The 17,212-nt window shown below is 63.2% G+C and carries 12 protein-coding genes; 10 read left to right on the forward strand and 2 right to left on the reverse strand.

What is annotated here, in order from left to right:
• Positions 1–205: 205 nt before the first annotated feature.
• Positions 206–4,159, reverse strand: coding sequence for a trifunctional transcriptional regulator/proline dehydrogenase/L-glutamate gamma-semialdehyde dehydrogenase (gene putA / locus HU750_RS04775; protein WP_027592482.1), 3,954 nt, complete (start codon positions 4,157–4,159; stop codon positions 206–208).
• 356 nt (positions 4,160–4,515) lie between these two features.
• Between putA and putP the strand changes: the two genes are divergently transcribed.
• The 9 genes from putP to HU750_RS04820 all read left to right on the forward strand — a co-directional run bounded on the left by putP (position 4,516) and on the right by HU750_RS04820 (position 15,323).
• Positions 4,516–5,994, forward strand: a complete 1,479-nt coding sequence (gene putP / locus HU750_RS04780) for a sodium/proline symporter PutP (RefSeq protein ID WP_027592483.1) — start codon at positions 4,516–4,518, stop codon at positions 5,992–5,994.
• A 106-nt stretch (positions 5,995–6,100) separates the two neighbouring features.
• Entirely contained in the window at positions 6,101–6,937 is an 837-nt protein-coding gene (locus tag HU750_RS04785; RefSeq protein WP_027592484.1) for a 23S rRNA (adenine(2030)-N(6))-methyltransferase RlmJ, read from the forward strand.
• Between the two features lie 238 nt (positions 6,938–7,175).
• Positions 7,176–8,933 (forward strand): carbamoyltransferase family protein, encoded by a 1,758-nt coding sequence (locus HU750_RS04790; RefSeq protein ID WP_186677315.1) that lies wholly within the window; start codon positions 7,176–7,178, stop codon positions 8,931–8,933.
• A complete protein-coding gene (locus tag HU750_RS04795) occupies positions 8,917–10,047 on the forward strand; it encodes a glycosyltransferase (RefSeq protein ID WP_099430602.1) in 1,131 nt (376 codons plus the stop codon). The genes HU750_RS04790 and HU750_RS04795 overlap by 17 nt, the downstream gene beginning before the upstream one ends.
• Positions 10,047–10,943: an antimicrobial resistance protein Mig-14 gene (locus HU750_RS04800; RefSeq protein WP_027592487.1), complete on the forward strand. Its 897-nt coding sequence runs from the start codon at positions 10,047–10,049 to the stop codon at positions 10,941–10,943. Before HU750_RS04795 ends, HU750_RS04800 begins: the two co-directional genes overlap by 1 nt.
• On the forward strand, positions 10,940–12,343 hold the full coding sequence (locus tag HU750_RS04805) for a PIG-L family deacetylase (RefSeq protein ID WP_186677474.1): 1,404 nt from the start codon (positions 10,940–10,942) through the stop codon (positions 12,341–12,343). Before HU750_RS04800 ends, HU750_RS04805 begins: the two co-directional genes overlap by 4 nt.
• Positions 12,344–12,391: 48 nt before the next feature.
• A complete protein-coding gene (locus tag HU750_RS04810; RefSeq protein ID WP_186677317.1) occupies positions 12,392–13,348 on the forward strand; it encodes a glycosyltransferase family protein in 957 nt (318 codons plus the stop codon).
• A gap of 64 nt (positions 13,349–13,412) precedes the next feature.
• Positions 13,413–14,186, forward strand: a complete 774-nt coding sequence (locus tag HU750_RS04815; RefSeq protein WP_027592490.1) for a glycosyltransferase family 2 protein — start codon at positions 13,413–13,415, stop codon at positions 14,184–14,186.
• 45 nt (positions 14,187–14,231) lie between these two features.
• Positions 14,232–15,323: a glycosyltransferase gene (locus HU750_RS04820; protein ID WP_186677320.1), complete on the forward strand. Its 1,092-nt coding sequence runs from the start codon at positions 14,232–14,234 to the stop codon at positions 15,321–15,323.
• Positions 15,324–15,326: 3 nt separating this feature from the next.
• On the opposite strand, the gene HU750_RS04825 is transcribed toward HU750_RS04820, so the two are convergent.
• Entirely contained in the window at positions 15,327–15,932 is a 606-nt protein-coding gene (locus HU750_RS04825) for a hypothetical protein (RefSeq protein WP_027592492.1), read from the reverse strand.
• 100 nt (positions 15,933–16,032) lie between these two features.
• Between HU750_RS04825 and HU750_RS04830 the strand changes: the two genes are divergently transcribed.
• Positions 16,033–17,208, forward strand: a complete 1,176-nt coding sequence (locus HU750_RS04830; RefSeq protein ID WP_186677322.1) for an O-antigen ligase family protein — start codon at positions 16,033–16,035, stop codon at positions 17,206–17,208.
• Positions 17,209–17,212: the final 4 nt, after the last annotated feature.

The raw sequence follows: 17,212 nt of genomic DNA on the forward strand, positions 1-17,212 counted from the left end.
AAGGGGCTAAAGTCTGGAGTCTTTGGTGGCTCTGGCTAAGGCGCACGTGAAGGACTTAGGGCATAAAGGTGCTTGCCTTGATGCTTACAGCGCCTATGAAATCGAGCGCCGCCCGCGCGGCGCTCGATCTCATAGGCGCCAAACATCTCAAGACATGCGCCCATAAAAAAGGAGAGCCGAAGCTCTCCTTTTTTATCAAAAGCCATCAACCAATGGTCATCAGGCTCGCATTACCCCCCGCAGCAGCAGTATTCACACTCACCGCCCGCTCGATCACCAGCCGCTCCAGCGCAATCTGGTGGTCGCCGCTGGACAGCCCGTGCACACCGACGATCGCCCCGGCACGCTTGGCCACTTGCTGGCACACGCTACGCAGCTGGTCCGAATCGCCATGGTGGATCACGGCGTCGAACGCCACTTCATCCTTGTTCCAATCCGCTACCAGCTTGACCTTGGCCTGCAGCTCTTTCGGCAGGCGGGCGCGCAGGGCTTTGCCCGGTTCGCTGTCAGCCCATACCGCCGAGCTGCCAACCGCCAGGACGGCAGCAAACTGCGCCAGCAGGTCGGCTTCGTTGTCCGCCAGGCACAGCACGTGCTCGCGCGGCAGGATGGTGTAGCTGTTGCGCTCGCCGGTCGGGCCTGGCAGCAGGCGGGCGATGCCGCTCTGCGACTGGCCGGCAAACTGGGTGCACAGCGCAGCCAGGTCGGCCTGCTGGTTGCTCTCGGCCCAGGCCTTGAGGCTGTGCAGCGGCTTGATCAGCTGCTCGTGCAGGGTGCGGTCAGGCTTGCCTTCGCCATCCTGCTGCTGGAAGTGACGGCCAATGGCGTCGGCCGGGCGGGTCGACAGCAGGCGGTACAGGTACAGCGGGCCGCCGGCTTTCGGGCCAGTACCGGACAGGCCTTCACCACCGAACGGCTGCACGCCGACCACCGCGCCAACGATGTTGCGGTTGACGTACATGTTACCAGCGTTGGCGGTTTCCACGACTTTGGCGATGGTCTCGTCGATGCGGGTGTGCACGCCGAGGGTCAGGCCGTAACCGGAGTTGTTGATCTGCTCGATCAGTTGGTCGAGGTTGCGGCGGTTGTAGCGCACCACGTGCAGCACTGGGCCGAAGATCTCGCGCTTGAGTTCGTCGAAGCTGTCCAGCTCGATCAGGGTTGGCATGACGAAGGTGCCGCGTTTGACCTCGGCCGCATCGGCGATGGCAACCTGGTAGACCGAACGGCCTTTTTCACGCATGCCCTGGATGTGCTTCTCGATGCCGGCCTTGGCTTCGGCGTCGATCACCGGGCCGATGTCCACGGCCAGGCGGTCCGGGTTGCCCAGGCGGCTTTCGGCCATGGCACCCTTGAGCATCTCGATCACACGGTCGGCGGAGTCTTCCTGCAGGCACAGCACGCGCAGTGCCGAGCAGCGCTGGCCGGCGCTGTCGAAGGCCGAGGACACCACGTCGATCACCACCTGCTCGGTCAGGGCCGAGGAGTCGACGATCATCGCGTTCTGGCCGCCGGTTTCGGCGATCAGCGGGATCGGGCGGCCCTGGTTGTCCAGGCGGCCGGCGACGTTACGTTGCAGCAGGCGGGCCACTTCGGTGGAACCGGTGAACATCACGCCTTTGACGCGCTCGTCACCGACCAGGCCGGCACCGACAGTCTCGCCGCGGCCTGGCAGCAGTTGCAGGACGCCTTCCGGAATGCCGGCTTCCAGCAGCAGGCGCACGGCCTGGGCGGCAATCAGCGGGGTTTGCTCGGCGGGCTTGGCCAGTACCGGGTTGCCCGCGGCGAGTGCAGCGGCGACCTGGCCGCTGAAGATTGCCAGCGGGAAGTTCCACGGGCTGATGCACACCACTGGGCCCAATGGGCGGTGGGCGTCGTTGCTGAAGTCGTTGCGAGCCTGCACCGCGTAGTAGCGCAGGAAGTCCACGGCCTCGCGCACCTCGGCGATGGCGTTGGCGAAGGTTTTACCGGCCTCGCGGATGAGCAGGCCCATCAGCGGCTGGATCTCGGCTTCCATCAGGTCGGCGGTGCGCTCAAGGATCGCAGCGCGCTCGGCGGGTGGGGTGGCCTGCCAGATCGGTGCGGCGTTGAGGGCGCACTGGATGGCGTTGTCGACGTCGGCAACCGTGGCTTCCTGGACGTGGCCGACTACATCGCGGTGGTCCGCTGGGTTCAGCACCGGCACAGCAGCCGATTCGCTGGCGGCGCAGGCCAGCAGCGGGGTGGCTTTCCAGTCGTTGTGGGCAGTGGCCAGCATGGCGCAGGACAGCGACGCCAAGCGGTGTTCGTTGGCCATGTCGATACCGGCCGAGTTGGCCCGCTCAGTGCCGTACAGGTCACGCGGCAACGGGATGCGCGGGTGTGGCAGGCCGATGCCGCCTTCCTGGGTGGCCATGCGCTCGATGCTGGCGACCGGGTCGGCAACCAGTTCCTGGATGGAGATCGAGTGATCGGCGATGCGGTTGACGAACGAGGTGTTGGCGCCGTTTTCCAACAGGCGACGAACCAGGTACGCAAGCAGGGTTTCGTGGGTGCCGACCGGGGCATAGACGCGGCACGGACGGTTCAGCTTGCCGTCGGAAATCTTGCCGACCACTTGCTCGTACAGCGGCTCACCCATGCCGTGCAGGCACTGGAACTCGTACTGGCCGGGGTAGTAGTTCTGGCCGGCGATGTGGTAGATGGCCGACAGGGTGTGGGCGTTGTGGGTGGCGAACTGCGGGTAGATGGCTTCGGGCACGGCCAGCAGTTTGCGTGCGCAGGCGACGTAGGACACATCGGTGTACACCTTGCGGGTGTAGACCGGGTAGCCTTCCAGGCCTTCGACCTGGGCGCGCTTGATTTCGCTGTCCCAGTAGGCGCCTTTCACCAGGCGGATCATCAGGCGGTGGCGGCTGCGCTTGGCCAGGTCGATGACATAGTCGATCACATACGGGCAGCGCTTCTGGTAGGCCTGGATGACGAAGCCAATACCGTTCCAGCCTGCCAGCGAGGGTTCGAAGCACAAGCGCTCGAGCAGGTCGAGCGACAGCTCCAGGCGGTCGGCTTCTTCGGCGTCGATGTTCAGGCCGATATCGTATTGCTTGGCCAGCAGGGTCAGCGACAGCAGGCGCGGGTACAGCTCTTCCATCACGCGCTCATACTGGGCGCGGCTGTAGCGCGGGTGCAGGGCCGACAGCTTGATCGAGATGCCCGGGCCTTCATAGATGCCGCGGCCATGCGAGGCTTTGCCGATCGAGTGGATCGCTTGCTCGTAGGACGCCAGGTACTTCTGCGCGTCGTGCTCGGTCAGGGCGGCTTCACCGAGCATGTCGTAGGAATAACGGAAGCCCTTGGCCTCGAAACGGCTGGCGTTGGCCAGGGCTTCGGCGATGGTTTCACCGGTAACGAACTGCTCGCCCATCAGGCGCATGGCCATGTCGACGCCCTTGCGGATCATCGGCTCGCCGCTTTTGCCGATGATACGGGTGAGCGACGAGGTGAGGCCGGATTCGTTATGGGTGGACACCAGCTTGCCGGTCAGCAGCAGGCCCCAGGTGGCGGCGTTGACGAACAGCGATGGGCTGTTGCCCAGGTGCGGCTGCCAGTTGCCGGTGCTGATCTTGTCGCGGATCAGCGCATCGCGGGTGCCCTTGTCTGGGATGCGCAGCAAGGCTTCTGCCAGGCACATCAGCGCCACGCCTTCCTGGGACGACAGCGAGAACTCTTGCAGCAGGCCCTGGACGATGCCTGCGCGGCCGCCAGCGCTCTTCTGGTTGCGCAGTTTTTCGGCGATGCCGGCCGCCAGTTTGTTGGTGGCCTCTGCCAGTGGTGCGCTCAGGCGAGCTTGCTCCAGCAGCATCGGAATGACTTCCTGCTCGGGGCGGCGGTAAGCGGCGGTGATGGCCGAGCGCAGTACCGACTGCGGCAGGATGCTCTCGGCGAATTCGAGGAAGCATTGGTGAGCATGGTCCGGCTGAACTTCGCCAGCATCGTCGACCAGGTTGCTGGCATGACCGTTGAGTTCGGTCAGGGTGGCACCACCCTCGAGCTTCTCCAGGTAATTGAAGATCGCTTGCTTGATCAACCAATGCGGCGTGCGGTCGATGGACTGCGCAGCTGCTTTGAGTCGCTCACGGGTAGGGTCATCGAGTTTGACCCCAAGGGTGGTCGTCGCCATTTCTTATCCTCATTATTGCCACGGTTGTGGCCTAAGCTGACGCCAAGAGTAGCTGTAGGGCAATTCAGGTGCAACCAGGTGCAACCCGATTTTTTAACGGAAAAGGTGCAACTCGTCCGGCGAACATTCCTACACTTAATTAAAGGTTGTTTCTGGGGCAATTTAGTCTGAAAAATCCCGTTTTTGCTCCAAAAAGGAGCAAGAACGAGGCTTTAACTGAAAATGCATGAGTAGGTGCAACTTGAAACGGAAAAAGGGTTGCACCCTGTTTGCGATGTTGCATAGCATTCGCCACCTGGGTGCAACCGCCACGTTGTGGTTGTGCATGAAATAACAACAAACGCCAGGGCACACGCATGGGCAATCCACTAACGATCACCTTTGTGGTCTATATCGCGGCAATGGTACTGATCGGCTTCGCCGCGTATCGCGCCACCAATAACCTTTCCGACTACATCCTGGGCGGTCGAAGCCTGGGCAGCGTGGTCACTGCGCTCTCTGCCGGTGCTTCCGACATGAGCGGCTGGCTGCTGATGGGCCTGCCGGGCGCCATCTACTTCTCCGGCCTTTCCGAAGCCTGGATCGCCATCGGCCTGACCGTCGGCGCCTACCTGAACTGGCTGTTCGTTGCGGGTCGCCTGCGGGTGCAGACCGAGCACAACGGCGATGCCTTGACGCTGCCGGACTACTTCTCCAGCCGCTTCGAAGACCAGAGCGGCCTGCTGCGGATCATCTCGGCCATCGTCATCCTGGTGTTCTTCACTATCTATTGCGCGTCTGGCATCGTCGCCGGTGCGCGTCTGTTCGAAAGCACCTTCGGCATGCCGTACGAGACGGCGCTGTGGGCTGGCGCTGCCGCCACCATCGCCTACACCTTCGTCGGTGGCTTCCTGGCGGTGAGTTGGACCGACACCGTGCAGGCTTCGCTGATGATTTTCGCGCTAATCCTCACCCCGGTGATCGTGCTGATCTCGACCGGTGGCTTCGACACCACCTTCCTGGCCATCGAAGCGCAGAACCCGGCCAACTTCGACATGTTCAAGGGTGCAACTTTCATCGGCATCATCTCGCTGATGGGTTGGGGCCTGGGCTACTTCGGCCAGCCGCACATCCTGGCGCGCTTCATGGCCGCTGACTCGGTCAAGTCGATCGCCAAGGCCCGTCGCATTTCCATGACGTGGATGATCCTGTGCCTGGCCGGTACCTGTGCCGTGGGCTTCTTCGGCATCGCCTACTTCTCGGCCAACCCTGATCTTGCGGGCCCGGTTACCGAGAACCACGAGCGTGTGTTCATCGAGCTGGCGAAGATCCTGTTCAACCCATGGATTGCGGGCGTGTTGCTGTCAGCCATCCTGGCGGCGGTGATGAGCACCCTGAGCTGCCAGCTGCTGGTGTGCTCCAGTGCCCTGACCGAAGACTTCTACAAAGCCTTCCTGCGCAAGGGTGCTTCGCAGCGTGAACTGGTGTGGGTCGGCCGCCTGATGGTGTTGGCGGTTGCCCTGATTGCCATCGCCATGGCAGCCAACCCGGAAAACCGCGTGCTGGGCCTGGTGGCCTACGCCTGGGCGGGCTTCGGTGCGGCCTTTGGTCCGGTGGTGCTGATCTCGGTACTGTGGAAAGGCATGACCCGTAACGGCGCCCTTGCCGGTATCGTGGTGGGTGCGTTGACTGTGATCCTGTGGAAGCAGTTCGACACCCTTGGGCTGTACGAAATCATCCCAGGCTTCCTCTTCGCCAGCATCGCCATCGTCGTGGTGAGCAAGCTGGGTAGCCCGTCGACGGCGATGGTTCAACGCTTCGAAACGGCTGATGCCGCGTATCACGCTGACAAGTAATACCCGTTGAACAGGCGGCGCCCGCGAAGCAGGCGCCGCCGATCGACAGCCAGGCCTGACTCCGCCTGCAAGGCAAGGTAAACTTGCCACCCCCGCAGGAGTTGCCATGAACTATCGTCACGCCTTCCACGCCGGCAACCACGCCGACGTCCTCAAGCACATCGTGCTGACCCGCCTCATCGCCCTGATGTCGCGCAAGGAGCAGCCGTTCGCCTATATCGATACCCACGCAGGCCTTGGCCTGTATGACTTGCAGGGCGACCAGGCGACCCGCACCGGTGAATACCTCGAAGGCGTTGCCCGGTTGTGGAACCGCGACGACCTGCCGGCCATGGCAGGCGATTACCTGCGCATCATCAAACGCCTCAATGCCGATGGCGAGTTGCGTTACTACCCAGGTTCGCCAGAGCTGGCCCGCCGCCTGATGCGTCAGCAAGACCGCGCCCTGCTCAACGAGAAACACCCCGAAGACGGGCCGCTGCTCAAAGAGAACATGAAGAAAGACCCACGCGTCTTCGTTCACCTGGGCGAGGGCTGGCATGTGCCGCGCGCCTTGCTGCCGGTGCAGGAAAAACGCGCGATCATGCTGATCGACCCGCCGTTTGAGCAGGCTGATGAGCTCAAACGCTGTACCACCTCGATGAAAGAGGCGATTGGCCGCATGCGCCAAACCGTCGCGGCCATCTGGTACCCGATCAAGGACCAGCGCTCGCTGACCCGCTTCTATCAGGACCTCACCAGCACTGGCGCGCCCAAGTTGCTGCGCGTGGAGTTGTATGTGCACCACCAGGATAGCCCGCAGGGGCTCAACGGCTCTGGCCTGGCCATTGCCAACCCGCCGTGGGGGCTGGAGGAAGAGCTGAAGGAACTGCTGCCCTGGCTCGCCAAAGAGCTGGCGCAGACAGCGGGTAGCTACCGGATGGACTGGCTGATCGCCGAATAAGCATTCACCGCAAGCCCCCTGTAGGAGCGGCCTTGCGTCGCGAAAGGGGCGCGCAGCGGCCCCAGCAATTTCTGCCACACTGCAAAACCTGGGGCCGCTGCGCAGCCCTTTCCCGACGCAAGGCCGCTCCTACAAGGGGGCGGTGTGTCCTTCTTGTTTGCGTTATAATCTCGCCCTTTAGCCGCCATCCGCCCACGAGGCCGTTGGCGCATCTCTACCGAAAGAAGAGGCTAATCCCTTGGCATTGACGATTCTTGGCCTGTCCGGCGCCCTTAGCCATGACCCTTCCGCGGCCCTGTACATTGACGGCAAGCTGATTGCCGCCGCCGAAGAAGAGCGCTTCGTGCGTGACAAGCATGCGAAGAACCGCATGCCCTACGAGTCGGCGAAGTTCTGCCTGGAGCAGGCAGGCATCAAGCCATCCGACGTCGACGTGGTAGCCATTCCGTTCGCCCCGATCAGCCTGTTCGGCAAGGCCCGCTGGCACTATGCCAAGCGCTACTGGTATGCCCCGGACCGCGCCCTCGACGCGATCCTGATGGGCAACCGTCGCTACAAGCGCTACCGCAAGAAGATCGTCTGGTGCCTGGAGCAACTGGGGTTCGACCCGAAAAAGGTCAAGATCGAACCGGTTGAGCACCACCTGGCTCACGCTTCCAGCGCCTACCACTGCTCGGGTTTCAAGGAAAAGACCGCGATCCTGGGTATCGACGGTAAGGGCGAGTACGCCACGACCTTCTTCGGCTATGGCGAAAACGGCAAGATCCACAAGATCAAGGAATTCTTCGACCCGGACTCCCTGGGTGGCCTGTATGGCGCGATCACTGAGTTCCTCGGTTTCGAAATGCTCGACGGCGAGTTCAAGGTCATGGGCATGGCGCCGTACGGCGACGCCAGCAAATATGACTTCTCGCGCCTGGCCAGCTTCGAGAACGGCGAACTGGTGATCAACACCGAATACGCCAACGTCATCGGCCTGCGCCGCTATAAAGAGAAGGGCAAGGGTTTCTACTTCTCGCCGAAGCTGATCGAGTGGCTGGGCCCCAAGCGCGAAGGCGACATCGCCGACGAGCCGTACATCCACTACGCCGCCAGCATGCAGGCGCTGTTCGAGAAGCTGGCCCTGCAGATGATCGACCATTACCTGGGTGATACCTTGAAGCAGACCGGCAAGCTGGCCTTCGCCGGCGGCTGCGCGCTGAACGTCAAGCTCAACCAGAAGATCATCGCTCGCCCGGATGTGAAGGAGCTGTTCGTTCAGCCTGCTTCCGGTGATGCCGGTACTGCGGTGGGTGCCGCGGCCTATGTGTCCCATGCCCGCGGCGTGCCGGTCGAGAAGATGGAGCACGTCTACCTCGGCCCGTCGTACTCCAACGAGGACGTGATCGCCGCCTGTGCCCGTCACCCGGACCAGCCGAAGTGGCGCAAGCTCGACAACATGCCCGAGCAGATCGCCAAGATCATGGTCGACGGCAACCCGGTGGCCTGGTTCCAGGGCCGCATGGAATTCGGCCCGCGCGCCCTGGGTGGTCGTTCGATCATCGGCTGCCCGAGCGTAGAAGGCGTGGCTGACCGCATCAACCACCAGATCAAGTTCCGCGAGCGCTGGAGACCTTTCTGCCCGTCGATGCTCGACACCGTCGCCCCGCAGATGATCAAGGTCGATCACCCGGCGCCGTTCATGACCTTCACCTTCGAAGTGGCTGAAGAGTGGAAAACCCGCGTACCGGAGGTGGTCCACGAGGACGGTACTTCGCGTGCCCAGGTGCTCAAGCGCGAATACAACCCGCGTTACTACGACATGATGAAGGCGCTGGAAGACCTGACCGGCAACGGCGTGTCGCTGAACACTTCGCTGAACCGTCGGGGTGAACCGATGATCTGCTCGCCGACCGATGCCCTGAACATGTTCTTCGGCTCGGACCTGCAGTACCTGATCATGGAAGACATCCTGGTAGTGAAGGACGGCGCGGCCGCGTATGACCAGCCGCTCTGAACCGCGCATCCTGCAGTTCTGCCATGGCTATGACGGGCCGTTTCTGGACTGTGCCCGTCAGTACGCCAGCCTGTTTCAGGGGCGTGGCTACCAGGTCACCACGGTGTTTCTCACCGGCGCCGCCGACCCGCAGGTCGCGGCCGGCTGCGCGTCGGACGAGGTGCTGTTCCTGGAGTTCAGCTCCAAGGCCGTGCGTGGGCTGAAGCTTGGCGCCATCCGTGCTTTGCGGCGGATTGCGGCTGAGCGCCATTTCAGTTTCTGCATCGCCCACCGGTTCAAGCCGATCTATGTCGCCTTGTTGGGCACCGGCCTGCCGGTGATCGGTGTGCACCACGCCTTTGGCGACTATCAGCGCAAAGGGCGGCGGCTGTTTGCCAACCTGTTCAGCAAGCGCCTGAGCCTGCTCGGCGTTTCCGACGCGGTGCGGGACGACATGCGCCGCTGCCTGCCCGCATGGCCGGCTGAACGTATCCAGACCCTGTACAACCGTATCGACATCGAGGCCCTGCAGGCGGCATTGGTGCCTCGGGACGCAGCGCGCGAGGCACTTGGCCTCGACCCTCAGGCGTGGATCGTCGGCAACGTCGGCCGCCTGCACCCGGACAAAGACCAGGCCACGCTGTTGCGCGGTTTTGCCCAAGCGCTGCCGGGGCTGCCTGCTGGCGCGCGCCTGGCGATACTGGGCAAAGGCCGCCTGGAAGCCGAGCTCAAGGCGCTGGCTGCCGAGCTGGGTATCGCCGGGCAAGTGGACTTCCTCGGCCAGGTGCCGGATGCCCGCCGTTATTTCACCGCGTTCGATGTGTTCGCCTTGAGTTCGGACCACGAGCCGTTCGGCATGGTCCTGCTTGAAGCCATGGTGGCGGGCGTACCGGTGCTGGCCACGGCCTGCGGCGGTGCCCGTGAAGTGGTCGAAGGTGTGGGTGTGCTGTTCCCGCTCGGTGACGCTGGGCAGCTGGCCCAAGGCCTGAAGCACATGGCCACGCTGGATGAGCAGCAGCGCGAAGCGTGCGCCGAGCACATGCTGCAACGCCTGCACCAGCGCTTTTCTGACCCGGCGGTGCGCGAGGCCTTCTGGCAGTTGCCGCAGGTGCGTGCCCTGGTGGCGCAGGCGTGATGCTCAATCATATTCAAGCCTTCCGCGAACGCGGCTGGCAAGTCATCGACGCCAACGCGTATGCCGAAGCCTGGGCACGGTTTGGCGGCAGCGTGGCTACGCACCCGCTGGTGGTCGAGCAGTTGGCCGAGCTGGCGCAAATTCCTGTGCGCTACCTGGGGTGGCTGCAAGGCGGCGAGCTGAAGGCAGCGATCCCGACGTGGGGGCGCCACCTGGCGCTGTCCAAGGACGTGCTCAAGCGTGCGGGCAAGAAAGGCCTGTTCGACCTCGGCAACGCCGAGATCATCCTGCCGGCCGCCGCCGATGCTGGCGCGCCACTGCGCCATGCCGCGCGTTACCTGTCCGAGTTGAACCAGGGTCGCTTCACTGGGCTCAAGGCGCAGACCGAGCAGTTGGCCATGGCCCGTGCCCACGAGGACCTGTCGAAGAAGTTTCGCTACAACCAGCGCCGCGAGTTGCGTTTGCTGGAAGAGGCGGGCGGGGTGGTGCGGCCGATCAGTGACTTTGACGCCGGCCAGATTGCCGCCATGTACCGTGACCTGTTCCAGCGTCGCTGGGGCTTTCCGGCCACCGGTGCCGAGCGCATTGACGAGGTGCTCGAGCGTTTGCGCGAGCTGTTGATCGGTTCGGTGCTGCTGCTCGACGACAAGCCCATCGCGATTCAGTTGGTGTATCGCGTCGAGGCGCCCGAGTGGATCAGCGTCGAGTACGTCAATGGCGGTGTCGACCCGGAAACCAAGGCGTTCAGCCCCGGTAGCGTGCTGAGCTTCCTGAATACCCAGGCGGCCTGGGAAGACGCCCGGGCGCGTAACAAACCCCTGCGGTTCTCGTTCGGTCGCGCCGACCGCGAGTACAAGGACCGCTGGTGCAACCCCGTGCCGGTGTTCCAGGCGTGAGCCGCAAGCAGCAGTTGCTCAAGCGCCACCGGCGCAACAAGCGCATGGGCCTGCTTGCAGGCCTGCTCGCGCTGATCGGGCTGGGTGTATTCACCTGGTGGTGGCTGCCGCTGTTGTTGCTGCCGCTGGTGTGGGCTGCCCACGAGGCCTGGTTCGCGGACCACCTGTTCTACGCGCCCACCGAGGACTATGCCTACAACTTCGGTGAGCAGGCCCGTACAGCCTCGGCCAGCCTGCAGAACGGCCTGTTGAAGGCCGGTGCAGCGCTGCAAGGCGACGAAACCCTGGTCCTGGAGCTGCGGGTAAAGAGCACCTGGTTGGGGCGGTTTCTCGACCCGCGGGTGGAGCTGTTGGCGGATGAGCTGACGGATCGGCAGGCGTTCGAGCGCGGTGTCGACGGGGTTCGCTTCCTCAACCTGACCGGCTTGGCCGCGCCGCTCCAGGCCGGTACGCTGCGTCTGCGTGGCCGCCATTGCCGGCTGCAGGGCGAACCGCGCCTGTGGATAACCCCCAGCGTCGAGTTGCAGCGCCGTCGCGTGATGGTCATTGCGCCCCATGCCGATGACGCTGAGCTAGCAGCTTATGGCCTGTACAGCCAAGCCGACGAAACCTGGGTGGTGACCCTGACTGCCGGCGAAATCGAAGCCGAGCACTATCAACAGATGGGCCTGGGCAAGGCCGAGGCGGCGCGCCTCAAAGGGCGTTTGCGTGCCTGGGACAGCATTGCCGTGCCGCGTTGGGCGGGCGTGCCGGAATCGCGTTGCGTGCAGTTGGGCTACTTCTGCCTGCAACTGCCGGCCATGCAGGCCGCGCCGGATGTGCCGGCGGCTTCACGCGAAGCTGACATGGCCGATATCCGCCCGTTCCGCCAGTTCAACCCATTCGCGCTGCCCGCCGACAGTGATGGTGCGCCGACCTGGCACAACCTGTTGGCCGACCTGCGCGCGTTGCTGGCCATGGCCAAGCCCGAAGTGCTGGTCATGCCGCACCCGCAACTCGACCCGCACCCAGACCATATCTGTGCCCAGGCGGCTGTGCTCGAAGCCTTGCAGGGCTTGGAGTGGCAGCCGCAAACGCTGCTGTGCTATGCCAACCACCTGCATGACAACGACCGCTGGCCAATGGGTGACAGCGGCGACGGTGTGGCGTTGCCGCCGCAACTCAGTGCCGACCAGCCGTGGGCGCCGTGCGCGCTGGTGCTGGGCCTGCCAACCCAACACGACAAGGCTATGGCCCTGGGCATGATGCACGACCTACAGCCCCCGGCGCCGTTCAAGCGCCGCCTGCGCCGCCTGTTGCAACGCTGGCTGGCCGGGCGCCGGCCATCGCCCTATGGCGAGAACGAATTCTTCCGCAAGGCCGTGCGCCGACATGAACTGTTCTGGCGGCGTGAGCTGTAGGCGCGCCCCCTGGTTGACCGCGATGGCGCTGAGCGCCCAAGGAACGCAATGAAAGTCTTATTTCTGGTGCAGAAGGAACAGCGGGCGATTCTCGACCGCCTGTACGATGGCGTCGCGGCCAACTGCGAATGTGACCTGCGCTGGCTGACCAGCGAAGACCAGCGTAACCTGCGCCGCTACTTCAAGCGTGAAGTGCAGGTGGAGCGTTATGACCGCATCGTGTTCTTCCTGCGCTTCAAGCAGGAGATTCGCCAGGTGGCGTTCATCCAGACGGTGCCTAACCTGGTCATCCTCGAGCACGACGCCTACCAGAACTACATCCCCTGCAAGTACACCGGCAAGTTCAGCGCGCATTACCGCAAGCTGCCGTGGGCGCGGGTGATCAGTTCGGGCTACATGGTCAGTGAGCGCCTGCGCCAGGAAGGTTTTGACGCGGTATTCGTGCCCAAAGGCTACGATGAGCACCTGCTGACCGACCAAGGGCGTGAGCGCGACATCGAACTGGCGTTCGTGGGCAGCACCAACAGCGTTGCCTACAGTGGGCGCAAGGCGCTGCTGGACGAGCTGGGGCAGGTCGAGAACCTGGTAGTGACCCGTACCAAGTCCGGCGAGGATTACTGCAACACGCTCAACCGTATTCGTTTCTTCGTCAGTGCCGACGTCGGCATGGGCGAGTACATGATCAAGAACTTCGAAGCCATGGCCTGTGGCTGTGTGTTGCTGGCGTTCGACCAGGGCGCGGAAGAAAACCGCGCCCTGGGCCTGCAAGACATGCACAACGTGGTGTTCTACGACAGCATTCCGACCCTCCAGGAAAAACTTGGCCGTTTGCGGGCCGACCCTGCGCTGGCACAGCGGATTGCAGAAAATGGCCGCCATCTGGCGGTTTCCCGTTTCAGTTTCGGTGAAGTTGGACGTAGCATCGTCGACCACATGCGCCCTGCGCTCAGGCCTCATCCGCCGTTGTCTGCCTGGCAGCGGCTACGCCTGAAGCTGGGTATTTAAAAAGAGCTTTCGTGCCTACGGAGCGGGCGCTGGAAGTCGATTGTCGCAATGCGGAGGGAGTCCGGTGCGCTTTTCAAATGAGAGTGACGTCACGCTGGTCGTGACAAGTTGTGGGCGGTTCGATCTGCTCAAAGATACCCTTGAGAGTTTCGATCGCTACAACACCGCGCCCATTCGCGAAGTCTTCATCACCGAAGATTCAGGTGACGAGGCCGTGCATGGGGCAGTGCCGGAGCACTGGAAACCGCACTGCACGGTGTTCGTCAACCGGCCAAAACTGGGCCAGCTGCCGTCGATCGACCTGGCCTACAGCCACGTCAAGACGCCCTACATCTTCCACTGCGAGGATGACTGGCATTTTTATCGGCAGGGCTTTGTCGAAGATTCCCGGGCCATCCTGGAGGTCAGCCCCAACCTGCTGCAGGTCTGGCTGCGCAGCCATGCCCACGACCTGGCCGTGCACAGCCCCTACATCCACCTGGGCGATCGACAGGTGATCGCGGGCGTGCCGTGCTATCCGTTGCTGTCCGAGAAGGCCGACTGGCAAGCGTTTTCGCTCAACCCCGGCCTGCGTCGTTTGAGCGATTATCAGCGCTGTGCACCATTTGCCGCCTATGCTGGAGAAAAGGCGCTTTCCCGTCGCTATTCAGAGTTAAATCTGACAGCGGTCACCTTGGAGGGTGATGCAGTATTGCACACAGGATTTGGTAATCACGTGACCTTGCCGGTAGAAGTAGAGCGCAAGGCCAAACGTCGTCAACGTGATCGAATAAAGCTGGCATTGACGCTGGTGGCGGGTGCCGTAATCGGCATGGGTATCACCATTTTTGTTCAATGAAGTCGCAGTCCCACCTGACTTGAGCGGGAGAGGGGCGCTAACCCCATGAACATCGTCAATATGATGTGGGCAGGCGGTTCGCCGTACATGTCCATCCACAAGGTTCATCGACAGGTGCTGTCTCATGCGGGCCCCGATGCCAGGATCAGCAACTGGCTGCTTTTAGGCAGCGGGCTTTGCTGTGGGCTCGGTTCGACCCGGGAGTGGCACATGCCACCGCGTGCGCTCAAGGGCCGGCACCTGTGGCGATTGCTGCGCCCGTGGCTGCGCATGCGGCTGCGCAAGGCGCTGGCCGAGGCCCAGGCCGAAGTCGTGCTGCTCGATGGTGTCGGCGTCGCCCGGCTGGTGCTGCCGCTGTTGCAGCAGATTCCCAACGTACGCGCCAAGGTGCTGTTTCATGGCAAGACACGGCTGACGGCAAGTGACATCCGCTTGTTGCGTACGCTGCCCGCCGAGCGCCTGAGCATCGCGGCGGTTTCCCATACGCTTGCCGAAGCCCTTGAACGTGATCTCGGCAGGCCCGTACAAACCCTGCGCATGGCACTAGACCCACGGGCGTTCGTCGAGCCGCTGTTGAGCCGCGAGCAGGCCCGGCAAGCGCTGGCGTTGCAGCCCGGCAATGGGCAGGTGTTGGGTGCAGTGGGGCGGCTGGTCGAAAGCAAAGGCTTTGAAATGCTGATCGAGGCGTTTGCCAAGGCCGCTATCCACAAGCCTGATCTGCAACTCGCAATCATCGGTGAAGGCCCCTTGCATGCCGTGCTGCAAGCGCGCATCGACGAGTTGGGCCTGGCCGGGCGTGTGCACCTGTGCGGTCACCGTGAAGACCTACAGCAGCTCTATCGCGCGTTTGACTGGCTACTGGTGCCTTCGCGGTCAGAAGGCTTGGGGTTGGTCGTGCAAGAGGCGGTGATGGCCGATGTGCCGGTGGTCTGCAGCGACCTGTTGGTCTTCCGTGAGCAGTTGCTGGACACCGGTGGCTACCTGCCGATTGCTGACCAATCAGCCTGGGCCGAGGCGATAGAACGCTGCAGCGTGCCCGGCGCCACGGCGCTGGCTGCCCGGCAACGCCAGGCATTGGCGCCGGAGCAGGCCTGGCAGGCTTTCCAGAACGGGTCGCAAAGCCTGCTGCGCGGTTGAGTGTCAGCGGGCCAGCAGGGCGGCCTCGAAGTCGGCGAGGGGGAACCGGTCACCCAGGTTCTCCCGCTGAATGTAGTTCACCATGTGCTGCACGTTGCGCCGAATCATGCGTGCAGACAGCGGCGGGCGCAGGAAGCGCATGTCGGCCACGTCGATCAGGCCCAGGCGCTGGTCGGGGGTGACCACGACATTTCCCAGGTGCAACGAGCGGAAGTAGACACCGCTGCGGTGCAGTTGGCGGATCAACTCGATCAACCGCGGCAGGTAAGTGTCCCAGCTGAAGTCAGCGTCGCGCGACATCTGCAGCAGCGTGCGCCCAGGCAGCGGGCGGTACAGCACCGCCGTTCTGCCGGGCAAGTCAAGCTTGTGCTGGCTGATCACCTCGAGGGTAGGAATGCCCAATTGCGCCAGGCGCGCGGCGTTGTCGACGAAGCGCTGGGAATAGGGGCGCAGCAGCGCAGATGAAATCAGTCGCTTGCGACGAAAAACCTTGAGGAAATTACCATTCTCGAGCAGGTAGACTTTGGCGCCATGGCTGTCTGCCTCTAGCACCTGTGCGCCTAGTGTCAGCTGATCGAATTCGACCTGGGTGAGCCGGGAGCATTGCATGAATAGGGCCTTGTCGTCTGGCGAGCAAAATGACCGGCAATAATGCCGAAAATAATGCGGTAGCACCATGGATGGTGTCTTTGATTCATCGGGGGAAAGGATGTTGTATGAAAAAAACTGGGCGCGCGCCTGGTTAGGATTGGGTCTGGTCTGGTTCTTGGCGGCGATTGCGCTGGCGCCCAGCAATAAGCTGTACCAGCAAGGGCTGGTGCTGTTCTTGTGGTTGCCGACGTTGCTGTTGGCGTGGTCTGCCCGGCAGGTGCTGGCTGAGGCTTGGCGGCGCCAGCCGGCCTTGTGGGCGAGCGTGCTGCTGTTGCTGGCCTGGAGCGGGATCAGTTTGGCCTGGTCGCCGTCCGAGGACCCCGGGCGCGAAATCAAGCGGCTGATTTATATCCTGGTGTTTCTGATGGCATTCCCGCTGTTGGCGCAGCGTGGTCAGCGGCGAATTCGCCATTTGCTGGCGTTTGGCAGCGGCTTGCTGGGCCTCGCCGCGCTGATCTCGATCATCAACTTCTATGGTGTGCAGGGCAACCCGCTGCCGGTAAGGCTGGGGGGGATCGGCGAGATTTCGCACCCGATCCTGGGCGCTTATGTGATTGGCGCTGCCGCGCTGCTGCTGCTTTACCAACCGCCGCGTCATCGCGGCCTGCAGTTGGCCTGGCTGGTGGCGCTGGCCTGCCTGGGGGCCTTCGCGGTGCTTAGCCAGAGCCGTGGCGCGGTGCTGGCCCTGGTCATCACCGTGGTGCTAGCGCCGCTGTGGTTCCGCGACCGCCACAGCCGGCTGTTCGCCATCCTCGCCATGATCGCCACCGCTGCGGCCTTCTACACCCTGTTCAGCCTGATCGCCGAGCGCGGCTCATCGTACCGCCCGGAGATTTTCCATGCGGTGCTGAACATGATCGCCGCCCACCCTTGGACTGGGCTGGGGCTGGGCGCGGCGTACGATGTGAACGCCGTTGGCCTGCACTTCGACCATACCCACAACATGTTCACCCACGTTGCCGTGGAAATGGGCCTGCCCGGCATGCTGCTGTGGGTGGCCGTGTGGCTGTACACCCTGGCTGAAATTGTCCGGGCACGTGGCACGCTGTTCGGCAAGATCCTGCTGTGCTTCTGGGTTTACTCGACCCTGGCCATGCAGTTCGATGCCGCCAGCCTCACCGGTACGCCGCGTGCAGAATGGTTCATCAGCTGGCTGCCGGTCGGCCTGGCCATGATGTTGCCTTGGGGGCGTGCCGAAAATGACGCCTGTGGTAAAATTTCCGGTTCAACCTGAACAG

Origin of the sequence: Pseudomonas sp. SWRI50, assembly GCF_014269095.1 — a bacterium.
In the GTDB taxonomy this organism is placed as follows: Bacteria; Pseudomonadota; Gammaproteobacteria; order Pseudomonadales; family Pseudomonadaceae; genus Aquipseudomonas; species Aquipseudomonas kermanshahensis.